The sequence below is a fragment of the Iodobacter violaceini genome, from assembly GCF_011601265.1.
Taxonomy (GTDB): Bacteria; Pseudomonadota; Gammaproteobacteria; order Burkholderiales; family Chitinibacteraceae; genus Iodobacter; species Iodobacter violaceini.
Genome location: NZ_JAAOLX010000007.1, coordinates 300,221 through 322,909, shown reverse-complemented (window position 1 = coordinate 322,909; position 22,689 = coordinate 300,221). Strand labels below are relative to the sequence as shown.

Sequence of the window (22,689 nt, the reverse complement as noted above, 5' to 3'; positions counted from 1 at the left end):
GCCTAATCAGTTTCATATCCTTCAGTTTTCATTTTGCTGATCAGATCTTTCCAGCGGGATAATTTATCAACCGGGCCTGTTGGCTGGGCAGCAGCTCCTGTAAAAATACCATCGCTATTAAAGCTGAATACTGGTGTTAAATCAGGACGGCGGGATGCCGGGCGAATATCATTTAATAAATTATCAAGAACTAAAGGTTCTGCATCTGCGCTGGAGTAGTAAGTTAATACCATATGCGCCTGGCTGACATTGCTTGTGGCGCCTCCAATTTTAGCCTTAACGTAAGTAAGGCGAAGTTTTTCTTTAGCAACACCCAGCTCTTTTAAACTGAAATATTTAATAATTGCAAAATCCTCGCAATCTCCAGCGCCTTTGCCTATGGTTTCTAGTGGGGTTGCCCAGTAGTCCGGCGCATTCCAGATAGTGGGGTCATCACTAAATTGAATCCGGCGATTAATGAAGTCATTAATCCGTTTTAATTTATCGGCTTCAGGTGCATTGTGCGCTTCATTCATCAGGGTTTGCCAGTCGGTAAACAAACGAACAGGCGTTTGTCCCCAGCGCTGCACCAGTGATTTTTGCAAGCGGTCAAAATCAAGGCTGGAGGCAGCATGCAACACGAAAGACAGCATGGCTAAAAGCCCGACTGTTTTTTTACGCAAGAGAAGTAGGTTGTGTTGCGGCATCAGTCTGAATGGTTTTACGAAGCTATTCTTAATAGTGGGTTAATTCACTAGAATTGTCCAACTTACAATTATAAATATAAAGACAGAAAGAATAATGGTAAGGTTACAATTTGTTTGCCGCTAAGAAAAAGATAATCCGGCTTAATCCGCCGGCGCATAAAAAATGTTACTTGTGAATTACATGGGATTAATAATATGAACCTGAAACTTTGCTTTGCCGTTGCTTTGGCATTCAGTGGAATGGGCGTTCAGGCTGCTGCCCCTGCTACTTTGCAGGAAGCGGCCGAGCGGGCCATTACAAACAATCCGGAATTGCGTGCACGCTGGTTTGAGTTCCGGGCATCAACTGAAGACGTTTCTGCTGCGCGTGGGGGGTATTTGCCACAGGTTGATTTTCAGGCGTATGCAGGCCGTGAGTGGGAAATGCGTCCAAGTGGCGATACAGGTGGTTTTAATCATCCAGGGGCCACATTAACGCTGCGCCAAATGTTATTCGATGGCTTTGCCACAAGCAATGAAGTTCAGCGACTGGGTTATGCAAGGCTGACTCGTTATTACGAGCTGCTTTCTTCCTCTGATCAGATTGCTTATGAGAGTGTCCGCGCGTATCAGGATGTGCTTCGTTATCGCGAGCTGGTTGCGCTTGCTCAGGACAATTTCGCGTTGCACAAAGAAATTTTAGGCCAGATTGAAGAGCGGGTTAAAGCGGGCGTTGGCCGCCGGGTCGATTTGGAGCAAGCCTCAGGGCGCCTGGCTTTGGCTGAATCTAACTGGCTGACTGACTTATCTAATTTACACGATGTGTCCGCACGCTTTCAGCGCATTGTAGGGGAAGCGCCTGCAGCCACTCTGGCTCCTGCTCCGGATCTGCGGGCGGCACTGCCTAAAGAAGGCAATACTGCTTTAGCGACTGCTTTAAAACAAAATCCTGGCTTTTTGGCGGCGGTATCCAATATTCGTTCTGCGCGCAGCGATGCCGAAACTCGCAAATCAAATAATTATCCTAAGTTAGAGCTGGTGGCAAAGCAGGCAATTGATCGCGATCGGGATAATATTAATGGCACTTTCCAGGATCGCACGATTCAGCTTAATTTAAATTACAATTTATTCAGCGGCGGCCGTGATAGCGCGCGAACACGCGGTGCGGTAGAAAAACTTAATTCTGCCTATGAATTGCGTGATAAAACTTGCCGCGATATTCGTCAGACTACACAAATCGCCTGGAATGATGTGCGCCGCCTGAACGAGCAAATGAAGTTCCTCGATCAGCATCAGCTTTCCACTGAAAAATCCCGCGATGCTTATCGTAAGCAATTTGATATTGGCCAGCGCACTTTGCTGGATTTATTAGATACCGAAAACGAATTGTTTACTGCGAAGCGTTCGGTTGTTGCTGCTGTTTATGATTTAAAAACGTCCGAAGCAGGGATTTTAACTCAGACTCACCAGATTCTGGCCGCGCTTAAACTGGCTCCGCTTGAGGCTGCTGTACCAGACGAGCTGAATGACAGCCAGCTGGATGATGAGCGTATTCGTTGCAGCGCAGAGATGCCTGCGGCTTATGTGATGGACAGAGATGCAGCAATGGCCGCCCGGCCGCCTTTGGTTCCGGCCGCTGCTGTTGCAGCACCTGAAGCGGTTAAAGACAGCGCCCCTGTCAGCAAAGAGCTGGTGCAGTTTGGTAATGATTTGGCAGATAAATGGTCGAAAGCCTGGGCTGAAAAACGCACAGATGATTATCTGGCATTTTATGCAGACAGCTTTGTGCCAAGTAATGGGATGAGCGTCGCCAAATGGAAAGAATTCCGCCGCGCCCGCGTGGGTAAACAGGGCGATCTGACGATTACTCTGGACAAGATGAAGCTGAAACAGATCAGTGAAACCCAGGCTGAAGCAAGCTTTAGCCAAAGCTACAAATCTAAAGACTATACCGATGTGGTGCAGAAAACTCTGGAGATGGTAAAGCAGGGCGGGCAGTGGAAAATCAAGGCAGAGAAAGTTACCAGCGGTAAAGCCTATTAACTTGTTCATTTAAGATGCAGGGCGAAGTGCTTTTACAATGGCTTTATATATTGTTGGTACTTTGCAAGAAGGGTCTTCTGAGGAAGGCCCTTTTTTTGTCTGCGATTTGCAGTGCGAGCTTACTGTGCGGCTTTGGGGTGTGCTTAATATTTAAGTTTTCAGATGGTTTTCATGATTGGTTTGTCAGCTTTTGCCCGGATGAATACTTGCTCTTCTTTCCATCGACTTAGTGATCTATAAAGGAATAGCTCGTTATTAGGGACGAGCTGTGTGGAGACTAGCTCATGGCGGATATCGCAGCTGAATTACAAAACACGGTTTTGATAAATGAAAATATCAAGATGGTGATTTGGAATTGCTTTGAAATTAATTTAATGGGCCTGAACGCTATTTTATTGGCCAAAAGGGCTGGCAGAATGGCGCGGGGCTTTGGTGTGATTTCTGGTGAATTACGTGAGTTATCTTTGCAACTGCAAGGCAGTATGAACCGGCTGAGTAATGCCAGCCAGGACATGCTGGCTGAATCGTCGCACAGTATGACCCAGGAGCGGCGCAGCCAGATGCTTGCTCAGACTTCAGAGCTGTCAGCAGAAAACACAACGTATCTGGCAGAAACGCTGGGGCGTAACCGCAAGGCGGCTGATGAGCATTCAGAGCGTTTAAGAATTGTGCACCAGCGTCTTTCTGAATATATCGATGAAGCCTATCAGGCCTGCGTGTTTGGGGTGGTTATTGCGCGTGCGGCCCGGATTGAATCAGCTTATTCAGGTGAGCATTCCAATGTACTGGCAGAGTTATCAAATGATTTCGCCAGAAAAGTGGATTCTATCGTGCCGAGGCTGGAAGAATTACGGCGTATTTCAGGGAAGATGAGATGAAAAAAGCACAAATACTTTTTGAGCAGGATGATCATCGCTGGTTTGCTATTTCACGCGATCCGGAGCGGCCCAGCTATTTAATCGATACCAATGAATATGTTATTAACAACGGCGATGAAGCGCTTATTACCGATCCGGGCGGGCTGGAGGTTTTTCCTTCGGTGTTTTCGGCGGTGAGCACGGTGATCGATCCGCGCTTAATCCATAGTATTTTTTCATCACATCAGGATCCTGATGTGATTTCTTCTCTGGCACTTTGGCTGGAGTTTAATCCGGAAATGAAGTGCTATATCTCTGGTTTATGGGCCACATTTGTTCCTCATTTTGGCGGATCGGCCGATACCATGATTTCTATTCCTGATCTGGGCAGTGAAATTGTGGTGGGCGGAGCGCATTTAAGCACTATCCCTGCGCATTACCTGCACTCCTCCGGGAATTTTCATCTTTATGATCCAAAAGCCCAGATTTTATTTTCAGGGGATGTAGGTGCTGCGCTCTTACCCGAGAGCAATAGCGATCTGTTTGTAAGCGATTTTGATCGCCATATTCGCTTTGCAGAAGGGTTTCATAAGCGCTGGATGGGATCCAATAGTGCAAAGCGGGTGTGGTGCGAAAAAGCAGCAAGCTTAAAAATAGACATGATCTGTCCACAGCATGGATCTGTATATGCAGGGGAAGATGTTGAACGCTTTATTAACTGGTTTGATGAGCTGCATGTAGGGCTTTTTTGATCATTATTAAGAGCGGCATGATCGGTAAAAAGGAATTTAATTTGGGGGCTGGAAATTGCGCATTCAGCCCCCATTTCAGTTTCTTAACCAATCAAGCATTCAAGGAATATGATGAGTATCACTGTTAATGGCGTTGAAATTACCGATGCAATGATCGAAGCCGAAAGTCAGCACCATCAAGATGCGCCATCGATGCTGGATGCAACGATTCAAGAGCTTATTTTGCGTGAGCTTTTACTGCAACGTGCTGCTTCGCTGGCCATTGAGGCCGCAACTCCGGAAGAAACCATTGGTTTGCTGTTGCAGACAGAAGTAAAAATCACCGATGCCGATGAGGCCGCTTGCCAGGAATATTACAACAATAATCCACAGTCTTTTGTCCGTGGTGAAATGGTTGAAGGCAGCCATATTTTGTTCAAGCCAAGCGAAGAAGCGTCTTTAGATGCCGTTCGTGAAACGGCTAATGCCGTATTGGCCGAAGTAAAAGCCAATCCGGAAAAATTTGCAGAGTTAGCCCGTCAGCACTCGGCTTGCCCATCGGGCCAGCAAGGCGGCGATCTGGGCCAATTTGGCCGCGGCCAGATGGTGCCGGAATTTGAACAGGCTGTTTTTAGCCTGAATGCGGGCGAAGTGGCTGCAGATTTGGTGGAAACCCAATTTGGTTTGCACATTATTCGTGCGGGTGAAAAAGTAGCAGGTGCCACCGTTGCTTTTGATGAAGTTAAAGAAAAACTGGCTGAGTTTTTAAGCAATATCGCAACCCGCCGTGCAATGAATCAGTATCTGCAAACTTTGGTTAATGCTGCCAAAATTGAAGGCTACACCCTGCCAGGCGCTGAGCCAGCGGCTGTATAAATCTGTTTTGCTAAGAATATTTTGCGCTTATTGGTGCAAAACAGAATGGCCGGCCATGCCGGCCATTTTTAATCCTGGTGCAAATGCGCCTTTGCGGGCAGGTGATCAGGGTTAGTGATAAAAATTTAAATTTCCTGTGTAATTTTACGGCGGGATGCGATTTTTGGCCCAGACTGGTGGATAATCAGCCCGTCTCTTTTACGGGTTAACCCTTATGGCCGATTTGCATCAGTTTATTGAAGGTTTTCGTGAATTTCAGCAGCAGTATTTTGCTGGCGAAACCGCTTTGTTTGACCGTCTGCGTGCAGGCCAGACACCAACTACCGTGTTGATAGGCTGCTGTGACTCCCGTGTTGATCCCGCCATCCTGACCCAATGCGCGCCGGGCGAGATGTTTATTATTCGCAACGTGGCGAATCTGGTTCCCCCTTTTGAGCAGGGTACTACCAATCAAGGGGTATCTGCAGCGCTGCAATACGCTGTTACTGTGCTCAATGTGAGCCGTATTGTGGTGCTTGGGCACAGCCACTGCGGCGGGATTAAGGCGCTGATGGATAGCGCTGATATTGTTGATAAAGACGACTTCCTTGGCCGCTGGATTCACATTGCCAGCAAGGCAAAAGAGCGTGTTTTGCAGCAATTGCCAGATAGTGATCAGGCTGATCGCTACCGTGCCTGTGAGCTGGAAGCCATTCGTGATTCCTTGCAGAATCTTGAATCATTCCCATGGATTAAAGAGCGCCTGGGTACAGATGCGCTGAGCGTACATGGCTGGTTTTTTGATTTTGAACACGGAGCCTTATTGGGCTTTGATGAAGAAAGCGGGCAGTTTCAGCCACTGGTCAGCGCCTTACCAACTCAAGATTTCTCTATCGGGATTTAATTGACCGCTACCCACACTCCGTTCGTATTAGGTATTGCCGGCTGGTCAGGCAGTGGTAAAACGACGCTGATTGAAAAACTGCTGCCAGAGCTGGTGCGGCTGGGCCTGTCGGTGAGCGTGATTAAATATACTCACCATCCTGTGCAGTTTGAGCCGGAAGGCAAAGATACCTCCCGTTTTCGTGCGGCGGGTGCGGGCGAGGTATTGCTGGCAACGCCTCATGGGTTTGCTCTGATTCACGAGGGGGCCTTGCCTCTTCATGAGATGCTGGCTCGATTAGCACCCGTCGATTTAGTTTTAGTTGAAGGTTTTAAAGCGGCCGCTATTCCTAAAATAGAAGTGCGCCGGGCTGATTATCCTGCATTGGATGATCCGCACATTATTGCGATTGCCAGCGACTATTCGCTGGAAAGTGCTCTTCCCCTTTTTGATCTTAACCAGGCTGCAGAGATTGCAGCGTTTATTGCTGCGAGTTGCCATGCTGGATTTTGATTCTGCTTTATCCCAATTGCTGGCTCAGGCCCGTGCAGAAACTGCGGTTGAAACTTTATCTTTAAATCAGGCCGCTGGCCGTATTCTGGCCGCTGATGTGGTTTCCCAAATGGCGGTGCCGGCGTTTGATAATAGTGGCATGGATGGCTATGCACTGAATGTGGGCGCTGTCTGGCCAGAATCTTTTGAGCTGGTTCAGCGAATTGCCGCGGGTGAAGTGGGGCAGCCACTGGCTGAGGGCGAGGCGGCAAGAATTTTCACTGGAGCCCCGGTTCCAGCCGGAGCCACGGTGGTGGTAATGCAGGAAGACTGCCGCAGTGAAGAAGGGCGGGTGTATATCGCTCAAAAGGTAAAAGCAGGTGCCAATATTCGCCTGCGTGGGGAGGATATTCAGGCTGATACCGTGATTTTGCCCGCTGGTACACGATTAAGCGCGGCCGCAATTGGTTTGGCTGCCTCTGTGGGTGTGGCTGAGCTGGCTGTAAAGCGGCCCTTAAAGGTTGCACTGCTTTCAACCGGCGACGAGCTGGCAGAGCCGGGGCAGCCGCTTGCAGCGGGCCAGATTTATAATTCAAACCGCTACGCCATTACCGCTTTATTAGCAGATTGCCAGGTTACTGATCTGGGTATTGTTCCAGATGATGCAGAGCAGACCCGGGATATCTTGTGGCAGGCAGCCCAGGATCATGATGTGCTGATTACTTCGGGTGGGGTGTCCGTTGGCGAAGAAGACCATGTTAAGGCCGCAGTTGAGCAGCTGGGCAGCTTAAACTTATGGAAGATCGCAATTAAGCCAGGCAAGCCATTTGCGTACGGGCGAATTGCCGGGTGTGATTTTATTGGCCTGCCGGGAAATCCTGTTTCCAGCTTTGTTACCTTTTTGCTATTAGTTCGTCCCTTTTTATTGGCCAGGCAGGGATGTATCAGTTTATTTCCGCCGCGTTATCAGCTAAGTGCTGCTTTTGAATGGAAAAAAGCAGGAAATCGCCGTGAGTTTTTACGCGGCAGATTAAATGCGGCTGGGCAGGTTGAAATTTATCCTCATCAAGGCTCTGGGGTATTAACTTCTTTGGTTTGGGCTACGGGTCTGGTGGATATTGCCGCAGGTGAAACAATTAGCGCCGGAGACACGGTTACTTTTATTCCTTATGCGGCCTGCATTAAATGAGCTAATTAATGCTATGCTGCAATTTATTCGATCAAAGTAAGACTCGCGTTAATTACGGAATCTTAATATGAAAGTAAATATTCGGCGTAGCCTGTTGCTTGGCTTACTTTGCATCATGACATGGCCTGTTTTTGCGGGTGGTTTTGATTTGCTTTCTGAGCGCGATGCTTCGGGTGGTTTAAAAGAAGCATTGATACAGGGCGTAAGCAATGCCACTTTGCAGCTGAGTAAAACCGATGGTTTTTTAGCCAATGATAAAGTGCGTATTCCCTTGCCGGATGCCATGCGCCAGGCCGAACCCTTGCTTCGTACCTTAGGGCTGGGACAGTCTTTAGATGAATTACAAACATCCATGAATCGTGCTGCAGAGGCTGCCGTACCAAGGGCCAAGCAGTTACTGATTAATGCCATTAAAAAAATGAGCGTACAAGACGCCAAAAATATTTTGCTTGGGGCAGATGATGCAGCCACACAATATTTTAAACAGGCCAGCCAGGCGCCGCTAACTGAGCAATTTTTACCTATAGTCCGGCAAACAACCTCCAGGCTGCAATTAGCAGAACAATATAATCGCCTAGCTGGTAAAGCCGCAGGTTTGGGGCTGCTTAAAGCAGAAGATTCAACCGTTGAGCAATATGTAACCCGCAAAGCTTTGGATGGCTTATATCAGGTGATTGCCGAAGAAGAGCGCGCTATTCGCCAGGATCCTCTGGCAGCGGCTGGCAAACTGGCTAAAAAAACGTTTGGTTTATTAAGCAATTAAATGGTGTTTCAATAAATTAATACTTTATTCGCTGAGTATAGATTTGAGTTTATTTATGGCTAATAAAAACCGGTATTGGTTTACAGGCCCTCTGATCTCAAACGATTTATAAATTTTTTATTTAAACGAAGTGCTTGTTATTTAGGCAATAAACAATGATTCGTGTTTTATATTTTGCCCGGCTGCGTGATGTCTTTGGCTGTAGTGAGGAAGCGCTGCCTGCGCCTGCTACCGTAGCAGAGCTGATTGCTGTTTTAGCTGCGCGAGGCGGAGTTTGGGCGGATGAATTATCGGCTGGCAAGGTATTTCGTGTAGCGGTTAATCAGGAAATGGCGCGCCTGCAGGATGAGATTCCCGCCGGGGCCGAAGTGGCGATTTTTCCGCCGGTAACGGGGGGCTGATGGCTGATGGCTGATATCCGGATTCAGGTACAAAGTGCAGATTTTGACTTTGCCACAGAATACGCCCGCTTTGATGGCAATGCCGCGATGGGTGCCATCGTTGCTTTTGTTGGCAGGGTAAGGGATTTAGACGGCAGTATTTCTGCCATGAGCCTTGAGCACTATCCGGGCATGACAGAAAAATCGCTGGCTAAGATTGTTGATGAGGCTTGTGGCTACTGGCCTTTACAGGCCGTAACCGTGATTCATCGTGTGGGTGATTTACAGGCTGCGGAGCAGATTGTGCTGGTACTGACGGCTTCGGCTCACCGCCAGGCTGCTTATGAATCCAATGCCTTTATTATGGATTTTCTAAAAACACAGGCGCCATTCTGGAAAAAAGAAGGAAATGGCGCTTGCCTGAAATGGCTTGATGCACGGGAGAGCGATCAGAGCGCGCTCGATCGCTGGCAGTATTTAAGGGTGGGTTAAGATGATTTTGGATGCGGTCATTCTGGCTGGCGGTGAAGGGCGTCGCATGGGAGGGCGTGATAAAGGTCTGGTTGAGCTCTCAGGCAAGCCTTTAGTTGAATGGAGCCTGGAAGCCTTATCCAGGCAGACCCGGCTTGTGGATCATATTTTGATCTCGGCAAATCGCAATTTGCCGGATTACGCCCGTTTTGGTTCTCCTGTATTACGCGATGTTTACCCCGGCCATCCAGGCCCCTTAGCGGGCATTCATTCCGCCTTGCTGGCTTCTCCTGCTCAATACCTGCTGGTGCTGCCTTGTGATGTGCCTTTTTTGCCTGCTGATCTGGTTGAAAAACTATTGGCGCAGCTGGAGCTGGGCGAATCAGACGTGGTGGTGGCGCGTACTCCGGACGGACAAATTCATCCGACAATATGTATGCTGTGCCATGATGTACTGGCCTCTTTAATGGACAGGTTGTCGCGGCAAGAGCTTAAGTTATCTGCCTGGCAGGAAAGCCTGAGGCTGCAGTATGTTGATTTTCCTGAGCTGGCCTTCCCTAATTTAAATACTCAGGATGATCTGGCCGTATGTGCGGCCCGCTTATCGGGAGTCGACACCATTCCTATGCCTTATCGTGCTACTGATCAGACTCAGAAAACGCCGGCTCCATCCGGCCTGACTCACTTTAATGCTAATGGTGAAGCGCATATGGTGGACGTGGGCAGCAAGGTGGACAGCCACCGGATTGCCCGCGCGGTGGGCGAGATTCGTATGCTGCCCACCACTTTGCATTTAATTGAAACAGGCAGCCATAAAAAAGGCGATGTGTTGGGCGTGGCCAGAATTGCGGCAATTATGGCTTCCAAACGCACGGCAGATTTAATCCCGCTTTGCCATCCTGTCCCACTGACCAGCGTGAGCGTCGATTTCACCATAGACAGGGCAGGCAGCCTGGTTCGTTGTGAAGTGACGGCCGAAACAGTCGGTCGTACCGGGGTAGAAATGGAGGCGCTGACGGCGCTCAATATTGCTTTGCTTACCATCTACGATATGTGCAAGGCGGTGGATCGGGGCATGATTATGTCGCAGATCCGTTTGCTGGAAAAACAAGGCGGTAAATCGGGGCACTGGCAGGCCAGCCATACAATTTAATGCTGCGGCATGGTGGAAGATAAAATGATTCAAGGGCAAATTCACACGCTGATGACAGGCCGTGGTTCGGAAATCACGGCCTTGTTTTTTTATCCTCAGTCTGCAGCAAAAGCGGCGATACTGATTGTGCCCGCAATGGGTGTAAGCCAGTCTTATTATGCGCCGCTGGCATCATGGCTGGCAGAGCAGGGCTTTTTGGTGGCCAGCTTTGATTACACCGGAATGGGGCTTTCTGCTCAGGGCGATTTGCGTCAGCTTGAAGTCGATATCCTGGATTGGGCCAGGTTTGATTGCGACACCATGCTGAGCACGATGACGCAGGCAGGCCGCCCGCTTTACTGGCTGGGCCATAGTCTTGGCGGGCAGTTGCTTGGCCTTGTGCCTGGGCCAGAGCGCATTACCAAGGCCATTACGATTGCCAGTGGCAGCGGTTACTGGCTGGAAAATTCGCTGAGTTTACGCTGGAAAGTCTGGTGGCTTTGGTTTGTGCTGGTGCCCGTGCTGCTGCCTGTTTGTGGATATTTTCCAGGCAAGCGCTTACGTAAAGTCGGCAATTTGCCGCGTGGTGTTATGCAGCAGTGGCGCAGATGGTGCTTACACCCGGACTATATGCTGGGGGTGGAGGGTGAGGCGGTAAAGCAGCAGTTTGCGGCGTTTACCCGGGATATTACCGCGCTCTCCTTTACCGACGATGAGCTGATGTCTGCTCATAATACAAATTCATTGCAGTCGTTTTATCAGAATGCGTCACAAAGTGCCAAACGCCTGTCGCCACAGGATATTGGCGTAAAGCAGATTGGACACTTTGGCTTTTTCAAACCACGGTTTGCAGACAGTCTATGGCAGGTGCATTTATTGCCTGAATTAAACTAATCCCAGTAAAGCGCTTTTACTGAATGCCACGCCAATAATATAGGCAAAGGCCAGCACGGATGCGGCCAGGGCGATGCTGCGGATTGTTTTGGTTTTGCCCCGTTTAAGCGCGATCGTCCCCAGAATAATATAGAGCAGCAGCCCGGCTACCTTGGCGGCAAGCCATGCTTTGGGGCCGGGATACATCATGGCCAGGCTGATACCGCTGATCAAAAGTGCGGTATCAATAATATGCGGTGCAATGCGGAAAAACCGCTGCTGCAAGCGTGGTGATTCAGCCAGCATCAGGCATCCCCGCAGCAAAAACAGCCCCAGTGACAGGGTAATAAACAGCATATGCAAATGTTTTACAGCAAGATATTCCATCGGAAGGGCTCTCTCGTGCGAAAATGGTTAGTTCTGCATCTTAATGGCTTCTGTTGACATTGAGTATTGCGATTCATTGGCATTAAATGAATTGATGTTTTTTTGCAGTCATTAAAGAAGCAGCTTACCTGCCGGGCGGGTTAGTGGAATGAAAGGATAAAAGGTTTATGGAAGAATTACGTTTATCAAAGCGCTTAGCCGAACTGGGCCTTTGCTCGCGCCGTGAGGCCGATGAATATATTGCCAAGGGCTGGGTGAAGGTCGATGGCGTAGTCGTTGATGTACTGGGCAGCAAGGTTCTGCCCAGCCAGGTGGTGAGTCTGGAGCCTGCGGCAAAAGCCACTCAGGCAGGACGTGTGACCATCCTTGTGAATAAGCCGGTGGGTTATGTGTCCGGGCAGGCCGAAAAAGGCTATACCCCCGCTGTGGCGCTGGTGGTGCCGGATAATCACTGGGAAGGGGATACCAGCGGTATTCGCTTTGTGCCGCCGCATATGCGTGATCTGGCCCCTGCCGGGCGCCTGGATATCGATTCGGTAGGTCTTTTAGTACTGACGCAGGACGGCGTGGTAGCCAAGACGCTGATCGGCGAAAACTCGAACGTTGAAAAAGAGTATCTGGTTCGTGTCACAGGCCAGCTGAGCAGTGATGGTATGAAAAAGCTGAATCATGGCTTAAGCCTGGATGGCAAGGCGCTGAAACCGGCCCGCGTGAGCTGGCAAAATGAAAATCAGCTGCGCTTTATTTTACGTGAAGGTAAAAAGCGCCAAATTCGCCGCATGTGCGAATTAGTCGGCTTAGAAGTTGTTGGCTTAAAGCGTATCCGTATTGGCCGCGTGCTGCTGGGTGACTTACCACCGGGTAAATGGCGCTATTTATCGGCGTCGGAGAAATTTTGATGCTGCGCGCGCTGGTCTTCGTTTTGCTCAGCGGCATGGCTTACGCTACGCCCAATGAAATAACCGGCTCCTATCAATGCAAAAGCGGCTTGTCGTTTTACGTGACCTCAAGTGCTGATATGGCGCAGGTACGTTTACGTGTGGATGGCCGGATTTATGATCTGGATGAGCAGCGCACGGCCAGTGGTGCGGCATGGGGCGATGGCCAGTGGCTGTGGTGGACTAAGGGCAGCGATAGTTTTTTAGAGCGTAATACCGTTGTTGTTGCTAAAGACTGTTTGAAAAAACCGGTGCTTTAATGTTGCGTGTTGATGTTTTATTGGTAGAACAGGGGCTGGCCCCTTCCCGCACTGCCGCGCAAGGCATGATTGCTGCGGGCCGGGTGAGTTGCGATGGCAAAGTGCTGACTAAGGCCAGTATCAGGCTGGATAAAGATTTGCCCCTCACGGTGGCAAGCGATGAGAGTGATCGCTTTGTTTCCCGGGGCGGGTTCAAGCTGGCGGGCGCATTAGAGCAGGCCGGTGTGGATGTAGCGGGCTGGCAGGTGCTGGATGTAGGGATTTCTACTGGCGGCTTTACAGATTGCCTGCTTCAGGCAGGTGCGCGCAAAGTGATTGGTGTGGAAGTTGGCCACGGCCAGCTTCACCTAAGGCTGCTCAGCGATGCCAGAGTGGTGCAGTTTGAAGGCGTGAATGCCCGGCATTTAGTGCCGGAGCTGATTGCCGGAGTGCAGGACGGGCCGCTGCAGCTGATTGTGGGCGATGTGTCGTTTATCTCGCTGACCTTGATTTTGCCTGCACTGCGCGCCATGCTGCAGCCGCAGGCCTCGCTGCTTTTTTTGGTAAAGCCGCAGTTTGAAGTAGGCAAAGCCGGCATCGCCCGTGGCGGCATTGTGAAAGATGAAAGCCTTTATGCGCAGGTAGAAGAAAAAATAAAAACAGCCGCAACAGCGGCTGGATTTGCAACTCAAAACTACTTCGCCAGCCCGATCACGGGTGGCGATGGCAATCGCGAGTTTTTTATTCATGCATTGGCGGTGTAGAGGTGGCGTGCTTCCTGTTTGCACTAAAAAAGTCAAAAAGACCTTTTTAGTGCCTTCGGCACGTTGATTTTGGTGCGGGCGTCCCGCTGGGCCTTCATTTCTTGCGCGGCCAGGAAACGAAACCGAAGCCACAACCTTAAAAACACGGCATCCCCTCGCTGCGGACAGTGGCGTTGTGTCATTTCGCTTCGCTCAAACACGAACTGACGACGGCACCACCCCGCTTGTTTCTCGCCCTGCGTATTTTCAGGGGAGGGTAAAAGCCCTGCGCTGAGGGCTTGGACACGTTTTTTCATTTAAGGAAGAACGACAGTCTGTATTTACTTCTTTTCCTTTCCAAATAACTTCTCAGCGTCTTCCACTTCTTTGATTAAAGCACGCACTTCAGGCTCTTTGAATTCCATGATCGCTTCGCGGAAGTAATTGAGGCTTTCCGGGTAGGAGAAAGCGGCCTGGCGCATCAGCTTGTGTGCTTTGCTGGTATTGCCGCGCATAGTTTCCATAATGGCCTGATCGCTGAGCTGACTAGGGTAGGGGCGTACCTGATTCAGCCTGTCCAGAATCTGCAGTTTCCAGGGCATGTCCTGCTTGCTGGCGACGATGTAATTCGACAGCGCAAAATCAGCATAGAAATCGATTAATGGATTTTGCTTCAGTTTTTGTAAAGTCTTAATCCGGCCAGCGTTTTCAGCGGGTTTATCAGATGGATCCATAATCGGATAAATCTGGATATACAGCATGCCGCCAAACACCGCAGTAGCCAGTGCAGCTCCGCCATAAGTACCAAGGCTTGCACGCTCTGCCCAATCAGGCAGTTGCAGCTTGCGCGGTGCATCAGAGCGTAAAAAGAACAGCGCCAGGGCAAAGGGGCCAAGCAGGTGGTAATACCAGAGCGGGTATTCAACCAGGCTGTGCAGTACCGAAACAATCACCAAAGCGGCACCGAAAATTTTGACCGGATCATGCTCGCGCTTCAGAAGCGCAATAAACATCCACAGCATGCCGCCAACCATCACCAGCGTACCTGCCAGACCTGTTTCGGCCATGATATTGAGCAGCGAATTATGCGCATGAGTAAACAGCACGCTTTCCTGCACAATGGCAAAAGCCGGGTTGACCTGCAGGGCAATACTTTGTGAAGGGTAAGCAGCCCAGCCTACACCCAGCCATGGGTGAGCCAGGAAGGTTATCCATGCTTTTTGCCACTCCACCAGGCGGCGGGAGCCATTGGAATCAAGGCGATCCAGCCCGGTAGGGACTTCGTTTTTGGCATGCAGCAATGATTGCAGCACATCGTTAATCCATGGAGCAACAAACTGCATTACGATAATCAGCGCGGCACTGGCCGTAAGCAGCAGGCCAAAGCGGCGTACGCTGTCTTTGCCAAGGTAAGCGGATAACGCACCAAAGACCAGCCACGCGCCTGCATACATAAAGGGCGAGCGGGAGCTGCTCCAGGCAATGGATAGTGCCAGCCAGGTGGCAATGGGCCAGAACCAGGTTTTAGGCAATTCTTTTTCGGCGGTAAGCCATGCAGCGGCAGCTAACCCCCAGGTCAGATAATGGCCGTATAAATTCTTTTGGCCCAAATGGCCAAAAATCAGCCTCGGACCGTTTTGCAGCAGTTCTACAACCTGCTGTACGGATACCGCAGAGTTGAAAATCGCCCCTGCCAGCAAGCCCCATGCAAAAAAGGGAGCCAGTTGCATGCTGCCAAAATGATCCCGCGCCCTTGCCAGTGCCCATACGGAGAATGCGGCGGTCAGGGCATAAAGAACAGGCTCGGTGCGATCAGACCAGTACAGCACGGGCATCAATACCATTTGCAAGCCAATCACCGCAGCCAGGCCAAACCAGATCAGGCTGGCATAGGGCGGGCTGGATTTCTCGCGGGAAGGCAGCGCTGTGGCGGTGAGTACCATCAGTACGGCCAGGACTAAAGCGGCCAGTTCGGATGGGAATACCGGATTGGGCTGGTAGCGAAAAGGAATGCCGCAGGGCACTGCGGCAAGCAAAAACAGCAGGGTCTGAAATATTCGGAGTTGCGGAATCATTGGGCGCTTTCGATAGTTTTCTGAGGAGGCTGGTACATCCAGCCTGCAACTAATACTCCCGCTTCAAAAAGCAGCCAGAGAGGAATAGCAAGCAGGCATTGAGATACAACGTCAGGCGGGGTAACAACGGCCGCGATGACAAAGGCCCCGACAATAACATAGGGGCGAATCTCTTTCAGCTTTGCAACGCTGATAAAGCCCATTCTTACCAGCACAATCACCAGAATGGGCACTTCAAATGTCACCCCGAACGAGATAAACATTCCCATTGCAAAATCGAGGTATTCACCTGAATCGGGCAGCCATTGCATTGAGGCAGGGACGACCGAAACAATAAATTTAAACACCACGCCAAAAACGAGGAAGTAGGCAAAGCCCACTCCCAGCATAAAGAGCAGGGTGGACGCGCATACCAGCGGCAAAATCAGCTTTTTTTCATGGGTATAAAGGCCCGGTGCAATAAAGCCCCACATTTGATACAGCGTATGGGGCAGAGTAAGCATAAAGGCCGCCATAGAGGCGATTTTGATTTGCAAAACAAAAGGCGAGGCAATGCCGATCGTAATCAGTTTCTGATTAGGTAAAACATGGGCAAGCGGTGCAACCATCAGATCATAGAGCTGTTCTGAAAAAGCAAAACAGGCAATAAATCCAATTAAAAAAACCGCAGCTATGCGCACAATGCGCGTACGCAGCTCGATTAAATGCACTAAAAGGGGCTGGAGATTATCCGTCATTGTTTAACGCCGATCTGGCCTGGAGCCTGAAGGAGGAGCTGCGGGCGGGGCAAACAGATCACCCTGAGGCCCGGCGGGAGCAAGCTCAATCTCCTGGATTGGGGCTGGCTCTGATAAGGCCTGAGCCGCTTCTTCCAGGGGCTGGTGAATGGTCTGGCTGAGCGCTGAGGCCTCGGCACGAATCTCGGCTTCGACTTTAGCCAGCTCTGCCAGCTGAAACTCTTTATCCAGATCTGATTTTACGGTCGAGATAAAGCGCTGCACACGGCCCAGCAAAGCGCCTGCAGTCCGTGCGACTTTAGGCAGTTTTTCTGGGCCGATGACGATTAAGGCGACGGCACTAATCGTGATTAGCTCGCCAAAACTCACATCAAACACGGGCAAGCCTTAAGGTTTGTTGGTATCGGCAGGTTTGTCTTCTGTTTTGGCTGCAGGGGTTTCACCCTCTTTAATGCCATCTTTAAAGCCTTTTACTGCAGAGCCTAAATCTTTACCGATGCTGCCTAGTTTTTTTGTTCCAAAAACCAGTACAACGATCACTAAAACAATTAGCCAGTGCCAGATGCTGAATGAACCCATGATGCAATCTCCTGATAGCGCGCTTATTGCGTGCTGATTTCTGAAATGTTAGTTGATAGCGGCTTGCCGCCAATAATATGCATATGAAGATGGAAGAAAGTCTGTCCGCCACCATGCCCTGTATTAATAATGGTGCGATAGCCATCGCTCAAACCCTGCTCTGCTGCCAGTTTTGAGGTCAGCAGCATCATTTTGCCAAGCAGGGCCTGATGCTGAGCTTCGGCATGGGCCAAAGAATCCAGATGTGTTTTAGGGACCAATAAAAAATGAACCGGGGCGACAGGGTGAATATCATGAAAGGCGATCACTTCATCGTCTTCATATATTTTCTTAGCCGGGATTTCGCCCGCTGCAATTTTACAAAAAAGGCAGTCACTCACTTTATTGCTCCTTACGGGAATTCTTTTCGTCTATGCCAGAAATACCTTCGCGGCGTGCTAATTCTGCCAGCACGTCTTCGTGGCTCAGGCCTGCATGCTCAAGCAGCACCAAAGTATGGAACCACAGATCAGCGATTTCGCGGACAAGATGCAGCTTGTCGCCATCTTTGGCCGCCATAATTGTTTCAACCGCCTCTTCACCCACCTTTTTCAAGATTTCGTCAGTGCCTTTATGAAACAGTTTGGCAACATAAGAGCTTGATGGATCTGCGCCATGCCTGCTGGCCAGCGTGGTCGATAAGCGTTCCAGAATGTCTGCGGAAACCATAGATCTATATCCCTGATTCGATTCAGAACCCGATTATATTGCCATTAGGTTACAAGTACGTGGCGATTCTTCGGAAATCTTGCGGATTGTCTATTCTTTTTCTTAAGCGGTCCGTACTTTCAAACCTAAGGCTTAAGAAGACAATGAATTGTGGCGGTAATTAGGGGTGAGCATGACCGTGAGTATAAATATCGGCAGGATCTTTGATCACTTCATCCGTGATTTGCCATTCCTGATTGATCAGCGTCCGAAAAAAACAACTTTTTCGGCCAGTGTGGCAGGCAATGCCGCCCACTTGCTCGATCTGGTAAATCAGCACATCCCCATCGCAATCAAACTGAATGGCCGATACTTTTTGAAAGTGCCCTGATTCTTCACCCTTATGCCAGAGTTTTTGTCTGGAGCGGGTCCAGTAATGGGCCGTGTTTTTTTCGGCAGTAAGCGCCACGGCTTCGCGGTTGGCGTAGGCAAACATCAGCACCCGGCCGCTGTCTTTATCCTGAGCAATGACGGGTACAAGGCCTTTTTCATCCCATTTGATTTCGTCCAGCCAGCTCATAAGCGCACCTCAATCCCAGCTGCCCGCATCGCTTCTTTGGCCTGACGTATGGTGTATTCGCCAAAGTGAAAAATGCTCGCGGCCAGCACGGCATTGGCGTGGCCCTGAATAACGCCATCAACCAGATGCTGCACATTGCCGACGCCGCCCGAGGCAATGACGGGGATATCGACCGCATCGCTGACTGCACGGGTGAGCGGGAGATTAAAGCCGGTTTTAGTGCCGTCTCTGTCCATGCTGGTGAGTAAAATTTCACCCGCGCCCAGCATTTGCATACGGGTTGCCCATTCAATGGCGTCCAGCCCTGTGGCGGTGCGGCCGCCATGGGTAAATACTTCCCAGCGTAATGGCTCGCCCGGCAGGCTGACTTGCTTGGCGTCGATGGCCACTACAATGGCCTGGCTGCCAAAACGGTCTGCAGCGTCTTTCACCATTTGCGGATTAGTCACCGCTGTGGTGTTGATGCTGACTTTATCGGCACCGGCATTGAGCAGGCGGCGGATATCATCTACCACGCGCACCCCGCCACCCACGGTCAGCGGAATAAATACCTGGGCTGCTACTTCTTCAATGACGTGCAAAATAATATCGCGCTGATCAGATGAGGCAGTGATATCTAAAAAGGTGATTTCGTCTGCGCCCTGAGCATCGTATTTTTTAGCAATTTCAACCGGGTCGCCCGCATCGCGCAGGCCTACAAAGTTAATACCTTTTACAACACGGCCAGCAGTCACATCGAGGCAGGGGATAATTCGTTTTGCAAGGGACATAGGTTTTCTTCAGAAGAGGGCTTATTCGGATTGCTGGCTGGTCCAGAGTGCCCATAGCTTATTTGCCGCCTCGCTATATTGCCCAAGGCCACCCGCAAATTCAGAGCTGAACCACTGGACAAAGACGTTGTGCAGTACTTCTCTTACATCTTCTTCGGACTGGCACTGCGGCAATATGCGCAAAATGCTGCCCACTTCAGGTGCATAGCCCTGAGGCTCCATCACCAGCGGGATCATCATCGGATCACAATCAAAGAGTAACTGGCAGACTGCTGCAAAAAGGATGGGATCCTGCTCTTGCAGGTAGTCGCCAATTTTGCGCTCGCTTTGTGCCCAATCAAACCATTCAGGCTGTGACATGGGCACCCCGCTGTCTTAAGTGCATTAGAAAAACGGAGCGCGTTGCCATCGTTTTTCTGATTTACTTTAATTAGACAATTCGTCGGCCAGTTCTTGCGCCGCTTTAAAGTCTATCGTGCCTTCGTAAATGGCACGGCCGGTAATGACTCCTTCGATTCCTTCTGACTCCACTTCGGCAAGTTTTCTGACGTCATCCAGATTAGTGAGCCCGCCTGAGGCAATTACGGGAATCGTGAGCGCCTGGGCCAGCTTAACCGTGGCTTCGATATTCACCCCGGATAACATGCCATCGCGGCCGATATCGGTGTAAATCACGCTTTCTACGCCATAGCCTTCAAAGCGTTTGGCCAGATCGATTACATTCAGATCGGTCATTTTGGCCCAGCCATCTGTGGCTACAAAGCCGTCTTTGGCATCCAGCCCCACAATAATCTGGCCTGGGAATGCATCACATGCTTCGTGCAAAAAGCCAGGCTGTTTGATGGCGGCGGTGCCGATAATGACGTAATCGATACCCGCATCCAGATACATTTCGATGGTTTCTAAGCTGCGGATGCCGCCGCCTAATTGTACGGGCACTTCGCCATCAATCGCTTTAAGAATACTTTTTACTGCACCCAAATTCTTTGGTTTGCCAGCAAATGCACCATTGAGATCGACCAGATGCATGCGGCGGGCGCCCTGGCCCAGCCAGTGGCTTACAAAGCTGGCCGGGTCGTCAGAAAACACAGTGGCGTCGCTCATTTCACCTTGGCGCAGGCGAACACATTGGCCGTCTTTTAAGTCGATTGCAGGGATGATTAGCATGATGGAGTCAGGTTTTGTTTTGTGTGTGAAAAAAAGTTGTTTTTTGCTTGAACTAAAAAATTAAAGATCAGCATAAAGCTAAAGAAAATAAGGCATGAATACCAGTCAAAAGAATAGTTGCTGGCTAAACAAACGCTGATTACGCTGAAAATACCGGTCATAAGCAAGCTTGTTTGTAGTGCTTTAAAGCAACTGATCCAAAGCGTTTTCATACCATTGCCTTTTAGGTATTGCCATTCCAGTTTACAAAATTCTTTAATAAGCTTAGACCAGCTTGATGACTTTTTTCAGGATGGCATTGAATAGCAAAGATATTATCCCTTGCTACCGCCGCTGCAAAGCGATATGGATAGCAGCTTTCTAAGACGGTGATATTGTCATCAGGCTGAAAATGATAGCTGTGCACAAAATAAAAGCGCTCCGCATCGCTGATGCCTGCCCAAAGCGGATGATCATGCACTTTAAACATTTCATTCCAGCCCATATGCGGCACTTTTAATTTCTGGCCCTGGGCGTCAGACATTTTATCTTTAGGAAAGCGCACTACCTTGCCTTTAAAAACGCCAAGGCCTGCGGTATCACCTTCTTCGCTGTGCTCAAATAAAAGCTGTGCACCGACGCAAATCCCCAGAAAGGGTTTTTCCCGGGTGGCATCAAGTACGGCTTGTTTTAAACCGCGCCCGGTCAGCTCTTTCATACAATCGGGCATGGCGCCCTGGCCGGGGAAGACGACTTTATCGGCGGCAGCCACGATGGCCGGGTCTGCAGTCAGCACAATCTGTGCATGATCACCGGCGACATGCTCTAAAGCTTTGGTAACCGAGCGTAAATTACCCATTCCATAATCGACGACAGCAATTTTCATGTTGTTTTCAGTGTTGGATCAGGGCCGCATCGCCACAGATCGGGTGATTGATATCTGCCTGATACTGACACAGTTGCAAGGCTGTGCCACGTTTTTTCTGCTCTGCAATCAGGCAAGCAACAGCATGTACGGTACCAGCAAGATTTTGTGTGATGAAATCATGGCCGGCAAGTTCGGCAACGGGCTGGTCCTGCAGCCATAACTGGTGTTTTAAGCTGGCGCTGCGTCTGGCCCCGCAATCCACAGCGGCGCTGGTCTGGCGTTTATCGTAATCGCCATCGGGGCTGGTTTGAGCTTTTAAATAGCGCCACTGGTAGCGGAAATAAACATGGTTTCGCCGCTCAATCACCGAGTCTGTATCGATCCAGCTGCTGGAATCGCTGTCCTGCGCCCATTGCAACCATTGTTCAGCATATGCGGGGCTGGCAAATAAGAGCCAGAGCACAGCGATGAGCCTTGGCATCAGCCGACCAGTGTACCTTTGGTTGAAGGGGTAATGCCCGCCATGCGCTCATCAGGCTCTACTGCCATACGCAGCGCGCGGCCTAAGGCTTTGAATACGGTTTCGGCCTGGTGGTGGGCATTTTGCCCTTTCAGATTATCAATATGCAGGCTGATGGCGGCATGATTGATAAAACCACGGAAGAATTCGCCGAATAAATCAACGTCAAAGCCTCCGATCATGGCGCGGGTGTAGGGCACGTTGTATTCCAGACAGGGGCGGCCGGATAAATCGACCACAACGCGGCTAAGGGCTTCATCCAGCGGTACATAGCTGTGGCCGTAACGGCGGATGCCTTTTTTATCGCCAACGGCCTGGGCAAAAGCTTGCCCCATGGTGATGCCAACGTCTTCTACTGTGTGGTGGGCATCAATATGCAAATCGCCCACTGCTTTGATTTCGATATCAAATAAGCCGTGGCGTGCGACCTGATCAAGCATGTGCTCAAAAAAAGGCACGCCGGTATCAAATTTAGATACCCCCGTTCCATCAAGATTGAGTGTGACGGTAATCTGGGTTTCCAGCGTATTACGGCTAACAGTAATCTGACGCATTTCGATAATCTCTATCAAGGGGCAAGTCAAAAAATGGCAGTCTGGTTATGAAACACTTCCGTTCATTATGACTTGCTGCTCATTTTGAAGGCCGTGCATTCGTCTTCAATTGTCTACGAGAATGACTTTTTCGTGAAGTCTTAAGTGTTTACACGCATTAAAAGCGGCATGGTTTTTTCTGTCATCAGCGTTTACGCAGGGCGGCAGCAATCCCTTTCCTGGCCCAGAACATCATGCTTTCTGCTTCTTCCAGAGCCTCTTCAGGCAGAGGGTAGTAGGCCATGCTTTGTACTGAGCTGTCTTTTTTGCTGTAGCTGAAAGGAATGAGGCCAAGGCAGGTAAATTCAGCCTTTGATTGCTCGTCTGCCTTGATATACAGGATGTCGCCAGCCACGATGGCAAAGAAAATCTCATCGCAGTAAATCCCATAGCCACCAAACATGGCTTTTGCCCGCAATGTGCCCAGTGGGGCCAGCTGTTCCAGCAGGAATTCTACAAATTCATTTCTTTTTGGCATTTTTTATCTCAGTTA

General features: G+C 50.0%; 32 protein-coding genes. 15 read left to right on the top strand and 17 right to left on the bottom strand.

Annotated elements, in window-relative coordinates:
- Positions 1 to 2: 2 nt before the first annotated feature.
- On the bottom strand, positions 3 to 632 hold the full coding sequence (locus HA050_RS15270; protein WP_166827889.1) for a transglutaminase-like cysteine peptidase: 630 nt from the start codon (positions 630 to 632) through the stop codon (positions 3 to 5).
- Between the two features lie 249 nt (positions 633 to 881).
- Here HA050_RS15270 and HA050_RS15265 point away from each other — a divergent pair, with 249 nt between their 5' ends.
- From HA050_RS15265 to HA050_RS15210, 12 genes are all read left to right on the top strand, one after another.
- Positions 882 to 2,708, top strand: coding sequence for a TolC family outer membrane protein (locus HA050_RS15265; RefSeq protein ID WP_166827886.1), 1,827 nt, complete (start codon positions 882 to 884; stop codon positions 2,706 to 2,708).
- A 284-nt stretch (positions 2,709 to 2,992) separates the two neighbouring features.
- Positions 2,993 to 3,586 (top strand): methyl-accepting chemotaxis protein, encoded by a 594-nt coding sequence (locus HA050_RS15260; protein ID WP_115228633.1) that lies wholly within the window; start codon positions 2,993 to 2,995, stop codon positions 3,584 to 3,586.
- On the top strand, positions 3,583 to 4,317 hold the full coding sequence (locus tag HA050_RS15255) for an oxygen-binding di-iron domain-containing protein (RefSeq protein ID WP_099397160.1): 735 nt from the start codon (positions 3,583 to 3,585) through the stop codon (positions 4,315 to 4,317). Before HA050_RS15260 ends, HA050_RS15255 begins: the two co-directional genes overlap by 4 nt.
- Before the next feature lie 111 nt (positions 4,318 to 4,428).
- Positions 4,429 to 5,172, top strand: coding sequence for a peptidylprolyl isomerase (locus HA050_RS15250; RefSeq protein ID WP_166827883.1), 744 nt, complete (start codon positions 4,429 to 4,431; stop codon positions 5,170 to 5,172).
- A gap of 214 nt (positions 5,173 to 5,386) precedes the next feature.
- A complete protein-coding gene (locus HA050_RS15245; RefSeq protein ID WP_166827880.1) occupies positions 5,387 to 6,055 on the top strand; it encodes a carbonic anhydrase in 669 nt (222 codons plus the stop codon).
- Positions 6,056 to 6,547, top strand: a complete 492-nt coding sequence (mobB, locus tag HA050_RS15240) for a molybdopterin-guanine dinucleotide biosynthesis protein B (RefSeq protein WP_166827878.1) — start codon at positions 6,056 to 6,058, stop codon at positions 6,545 to 6,547.
- On the top strand, positions 6,507 to 7,715 hold the full coding sequence (locus tag HA050_RS15235) for a molybdopterin molybdotransferase MoeA (protein WP_240929085.1): 1,209 nt from the start codon (positions 6,507 to 6,509) through the stop codon (positions 7,713 to 7,715). The genes mobB and HA050_RS15235 overlap by 41 nt, the downstream gene beginning before the upstream one ends.
- Positions 7,716 to 7,782: 67 nt before the next feature.
- Positions 7,783 to 8,478: a DUF4197 domain-containing protein gene (locus tag HA050_RS15230; RefSeq protein WP_166827875.1), complete on the top strand. Its 696-nt coding sequence runs from the start codon at positions 7,783 to 7,785 to the stop codon at positions 8,476 to 8,478.
- Between the two features lie 155 nt (positions 8,479 to 8,633).
- Positions 8,634 to 8,879 carry a molybdopterin converting factor subunit 1 gene (gene moaD, locus HA050_RS15225; RefSeq protein WP_166827872.1) on the top strand — a complete coding sequence of 82 codons (246 nt, stop codon included), beginning with the start codon at positions 8,634 to 8,636 and terminating at the stop codon, positions 8,877 to 8,879.
- 6 nt (positions 8,880 to 8,885) lie between these two features.
- A complete protein-coding gene (gene moaE / locus HA050_RS15220; RefSeq protein WP_166827869.1) occupies positions 8,886 to 9,350 on the top strand; it encodes a molybdopterin synthase catalytic subunit MoaE in 465 nt (154 codons plus the stop codon).
- Between the two features lies 1 nt (position 9,351).
- On the top strand, positions 9,352 to 10,482 hold the full coding sequence (moaC, locus tag HA050_RS22670; protein WP_166827867.1) for a cyclic pyranopterin monophosphate synthase MoaC: 1,131 nt from the start codon (positions 9,352 to 9,354) through the stop codon (positions 10,480 to 10,482).
- 24 nt (positions 10,483 to 10,506) lie between these two features.
- Positions 10,507 to 11,355, top strand: a complete 849-nt coding sequence (locus HA050_RS15210; RefSeq protein WP_166827865.1) for an alpha/beta hydrolase family protein — start codon at positions 10,507 to 10,509, stop codon at positions 11,353 to 11,355.
- Here HA050_RS15210 and HA050_RS15205 read toward each other — a convergent pair.
- A complete protein-coding gene (locus HA050_RS15205; protein ID WP_166827862.1) occupies positions 11,347 to 11,721 on the bottom strand; it encodes a SirB2 family protein in 375 nt (124 codons plus the stop codon). The genes HA050_RS15210 and HA050_RS15205 overlap by 9 nt on opposite strands.
- Positions 11,722 to 11,888: 167 nt before the next feature.
- Between HA050_RS15205 and HA050_RS15200 the strand changes: the two genes are divergently transcribed.
- From HA050_RS15200 to HA050_RS15190, 3 genes are read left to right on the top strand one after another with little or no spacing between them, the layout of a single operon-like run.
- Positions 11,889 to 12,620 (top strand): pseudouridine synthase, encoded by a 732-nt coding sequence (locus tag HA050_RS15200; protein WP_166827859.1) that lies wholly within the window; start codon positions 11,889 to 11,891, stop codon positions 12,618 to 12,620.
- Entirely contained in the window at positions 12,620 to 12,919 is a 300-nt protein-coding gene (locus HA050_RS15195; RefSeq protein WP_166827856.1) for an MliC family protein, read from the top strand. Before HA050_RS15200 ends, HA050_RS15195 begins: the two co-directional genes overlap by 1 nt.
- Positions 12,919 to 13,662: a TlyA family RNA methyltransferase gene (locus HA050_RS15190; RefSeq protein WP_166827853.1), complete on the top strand. Its 744-nt coding sequence runs from the start codon at positions 12,919 to 12,921 to the stop codon at positions 13,660 to 13,662. The genes HA050_RS15195 and HA050_RS15190 overlap by 1 nt, the downstream gene beginning before the upstream one ends.
- Positions 13,663 to 13,694: 32 nt before the next feature.
- Here the strand turns inward: HA050_RS15190 and HA050_RS15185 are convergent, their stop codons facing one another.
- From HA050_RS15185 to HA050_RS15115, 15 genes are all read right to left on the bottom strand, one after another.
- Positions 13,695 to 13,958 (bottom strand): hypothetical protein, encoded by a 264-nt coding sequence (locus HA050_RS15185; RefSeq protein ID WP_166827850.1) that lies wholly within the window; start codon positions 13,956 to 13,958, stop codon positions 13,695 to 13,697.
- A 24-nt stretch (positions 13,959 to 13,982) separates the two neighbouring features.
- Positions 13,983 to 15,716, bottom strand: a complete 1,734-nt coding sequence (locus tag HA050_RS15180; RefSeq protein ID WP_166827847.1) for a PglL family O-oligosaccharyltransferase — start codon at positions 15,714 to 15,716, stop codon at positions 13,983 to 13,985.
- Positions 15,713 to 16,453, bottom strand: coding sequence for a twin-arginine translocase subunit TatC (gene tatC, locus HA050_RS15175; protein ID WP_099397146.1), 741 nt, complete (start codon positions 16,451 to 16,453; stop codon positions 15,713 to 15,715). Before tatC ends, HA050_RS15180 begins: the two co-directional genes overlap by 4 nt.
- A gap of 3 nt (positions 16,454 to 16,456) precedes the next feature.
- Positions 16,457 to 16,831: a Sec-independent protein translocase protein TatB gene (gene tatB, locus HA050_RS15170; RefSeq protein ID WP_099397145.1), complete on the bottom strand. Its 375-nt coding sequence runs from the start codon at positions 16,829 to 16,831 to the stop codon at positions 16,457 to 16,459.
- A 9-nt stretch (positions 16,832 to 16,840) separates the two neighbouring features.
- Entirely contained in the window at positions 16,841 to 17,032 is a 192-nt protein-coding gene (gene tatA / locus HA050_RS15165) for a Sec-independent protein translocase subunit TatA (protein ID WP_099397144.1), read from the bottom strand.
- 23 nt (positions 17,033 to 17,055) lie between these two features.
- Positions 17,056 to 17,412: a histidine triad nucleotide-binding protein gene (locus tag HA050_RS15160; protein ID WP_099397143.1), complete on the bottom strand. Its 357-nt coding sequence runs from the start codon at positions 17,410 to 17,412 to the stop codon at positions 17,056 to 17,058.
- 1 nt (position 17,413) lies between these two features.
- Positions 17,414 to 17,740 carry a phosphoribosyl-ATP diphosphatase gene (locus tag HA050_RS15155; RefSeq protein WP_166827844.1) on the bottom strand — a complete coding sequence of 109 codons (327 nt, stop codon included), beginning with the start codon at positions 17,738 to 17,740 and terminating at the stop codon, positions 17,414 to 17,416.
- A 160-nt stretch (positions 17,741 to 17,900) separates the two neighbouring features.
- Positions 17,901 to 18,299, bottom strand: coding sequence for a phosphoribosyl-AMP cyclohydrolase (hisI, locus tag HA050_RS15150; protein WP_166827841.1), 399 nt, complete (start codon positions 18,297 to 18,299; stop codon positions 17,901 to 17,903).
- The gene (gene hisF, locus HA050_RS15145) at positions 18,296 to 19,069 is read right to left on the bottom strand and encodes an imidazole glycerol phosphate synthase subunit HisF (protein ID WP_166827838.1); all 774 of its coding nucleotides are present in this window, start codon (positions 19,067 to 19,069) and stop codon (positions 18,296 to 18,298) included. Before hisF ends, hisI begins: the two co-directional genes overlap by 4 nt.
- A gap of 21 nt (positions 19,070 to 19,090) precedes the next feature.
- Positions 19,091 to 19,429, bottom strand: coding sequence for a hypothetical protein (locus HA050_RS15140; protein WP_166827835.1), 339 nt, complete (start codon positions 19,427 to 19,429; stop codon positions 19,091 to 19,093).
- A gap of 66 nt (positions 19,430 to 19,495) precedes the next feature.
- Positions 19,496 to 20,236 (bottom strand): 1-(5-phosphoribosyl)-5-[(5-phosphoribosylamino)methylideneamino]imidazole-4-carboxamide isomerase, encoded by a 741-nt coding sequence (gene hisA / locus HA050_RS15135; RefSeq protein ID WP_166827832.1) that lies wholly within the window; start codon positions 20,234 to 20,236, stop codon positions 19,496 to 19,498.
- A 223-nt stretch (positions 20,237 to 20,459) separates the two neighbouring features.
- The gene (gene hisH, locus HA050_RS15130; protein WP_166827829.1) at positions 20,460 to 21,101 is read right to left on the bottom strand and encodes an imidazole glycerol phosphate synthase subunit HisH; all 642 of its coding nucleotides are present in this window, start codon (positions 21,099 to 21,101) and stop codon (positions 20,460 to 20,462) included.
- Between the two features lie 7 nt (positions 21,102 to 21,108).
- Positions 21,109 to 21,546, bottom strand: coding sequence for a surface-adhesin E family protein (locus tag HA050_RS15125; protein ID WP_166827826.1), 438 nt, complete (start codon positions 21,544 to 21,546; stop codon positions 21,109 to 21,111).
- A 17-nt stretch (positions 21,547 to 21,563) separates the two neighbouring features.
- Positions 21,564 to 22,157: an imidazoleglycerol-phosphate dehydratase HisB gene (hisB, locus tag HA050_RS15120; protein ID WP_205836452.1), complete on the bottom strand. Its 594-nt coding sequence runs from the start codon at positions 22,155 to 22,157 to the stop codon at positions 21,564 to 21,566.
- A 184-nt stretch (positions 22,158 to 22,341) separates the two neighbouring features.
- Positions 22,342 to 22,674 (bottom strand): TfoX/Sxy family protein, encoded by a 333-nt coding sequence (locus tag HA050_RS15115; protein WP_166827823.1) that lies wholly within the window; start codon positions 22,672 to 22,674, stop codon positions 22,342 to 22,344.
- Positions 22,675 to 22,689: the final 15 nt, after the last annotated feature.

Excerpts from the sequence above, each read along its gene's own strand:
- HA050_RS15180 (WP_166827847.1), bottom strand. The coding sequence starts at position 15,716 with ATGATTCCGCAACTCCGAATATTTCAGACCCTGCTGTTTTTGCTTGCC.
- HA050_RS15230 (WP_166827875.1), top strand. The coding sequence starts at position 7,783 with ATGAAAGTAAATATTCGGCGTAGCCTGTTGCTTGGCTTACTTTGCATC.
- HA050_RS15255 (WP_099397160.1), top strand. The coding sequence starts at position 3,583 with ATGAAAAAAGCACAAATACTTTTTGAGCAGGATGATCATCGCTGGTTT.
- HA050_RS15210 (WP_166827865.1), top strand. The coding sequence starts at position 10,507 with ATGATTCAAGGGCAAATTCACACGCTGATGACAGGCCGTGGTTCGGAA.
- HA050_RS15265 (WP_166827886.1), top strand. The coding sequence starts at position 882 with ATGAACCTGAAACTTTGCTTTGCCGTTGCTTTGGCATTCAGTGGAATG.
- hisF (WP_166827838.1), bottom strand. The coding sequence starts at position 19,069 with ATGTCCCTTGCAAAACGAATTATCCCCTGCCTCGATGTGACTGCTGGC.
- HA050_RS15155 (WP_166827844.1), bottom strand. The coding sequence starts at position 17,740 with ATGGTTTCCGCAGACATTCTGGAACGCTTATCGACCACGCTGGCCAGC.
- HA050_RS15270 (WP_166827889.1), bottom strand. The coding sequence starts at position 632 with ATGCTGTCTTTCGTGTTGCATGCTGCCTCCAGCCTTGATTTTGACCGC.
- HA050_RS15205 (WP_166827862.1), bottom strand. The coding sequence starts at position 11,721 with ATGGAATATCTTGCTGTAAAACATTTGCATATGCTGTTTATTACCCTG.
- HA050_RS15115 (WP_166827823.1), bottom strand. The coding sequence starts at position 22,674 with ATGCCAAAAAGAAATGAATTTGTAGAATTCCTGCTGGAACAGCTGGCC.
- moaE (WP_166827869.1), top strand. The coding sequence starts at position 8,886 with ATGGCTGATATCCGGATTCAGGTACAAAGTGCAGATTTTGACTTTGCC.
- tatA (WP_099397144.1), bottom strand. The coding sequence starts at position 17,032 with ATGGGTTCATTCAGCATCTGGCACTGGCTAATTGTTTTAGTGATCGTT.
- hisI (WP_166827841.1), bottom strand. The coding sequence starts at position 18,299 with ATGAGCTGGCTGGACGAAATCAAATGGGATGAAAAAGGCCTTGTACCC.
- HA050_RS15140 (WP_166827835.1), bottom strand. The coding sequence starts at position 19,429 with ATGTCACAGCCTGAATGGTTTGATTGGGCACAAAGCGAGCGCAAAATT.
- HA050_RS15200 (WP_166827859.1), top strand. The coding sequence starts at position 11,889 with ATGGAAGAATTACGTTTATCAAAGCGCTTAGCCGAACTGGGCCTTTGC.
- HA050_RS15190 (WP_166827853.1), top strand. The coding sequence starts at position 12,919 with ATGTTGCGTGTTGATGTTTTATTGGTAGAACAGGGGCTGGCCCCTTCC.
- hisA (WP_166827832.1), bottom strand. The coding sequence starts at position 20,236 with ATGCTAATCATCCCTGCAATCGACTTAAAAGACGGCCAATGTGTTCGC.
- moaD (WP_166827872.1), top strand. The coding sequence starts at position 8,634 with ATGATTCGTGTTTTATATTTTGCCCGGCTGCGTGATGTCTTTGGCTGT.
- moaC (WP_166827867.1), top strand. The coding sequence starts at position 9,352 with ATGATTTTGGATGCGGTCATTCTGGCTGGCGGTGAAGGGCGTCGCATG.
- tatC (WP_099397146.1), bottom strand. The coding sequence starts at position 16,453 with ATGACGGATAATCTCCAGCCCCTTTTAGTGCATTTAATCGAGCTGCGT.
- HA050_RS15195 (WP_166827856.1), top strand. The coding sequence starts at position 12,620 with ATGCTGCGCGCGCTGGTCTTCGTTTTGCTCAGCGGCATGGCTTACGCT.
- HA050_RS15185 (WP_166827850.1), bottom strand. The coding sequence starts at position 13,958 with ATGAAAAAACGTGTCCAAGCCCTCAGCGCAGGGCTTTTACCCTCCCCT.
- HA050_RS15245 (WP_166827880.1), top strand. The coding sequence starts at position 5,387 with ATGGCCGATTTGCATCAGTTTATTGAAGGTTTTCGTGAATTTCAGCAG.
- HA050_RS15260 (WP_115228633.1), top strand. The coding sequence starts at position 2,993 with ATGGCGGATATCGCAGCTGAATTACAAAACACGGTTTTGATAAATGAA.
- hisB (WP_205836452.1), bottom strand. The coding sequence starts at position 22,157 with ATGCGTCAGATTACTGTTAGCCGTAATACGCTGGAAACCCAGATTACC.
- HA050_RS15250 (WP_166827883.1), top strand. The coding sequence starts at position 4,429 with ATGAGTATCACTGTTAATGGCGTTGAAATTACCGATGCAATGATCGAA.
- hisH (WP_166827829.1), bottom strand. The coding sequence starts at position 21,101 with ATGAAAATTGCTGTCGTCGATTATGGAATGGGTAATTTACGCTCGGTT.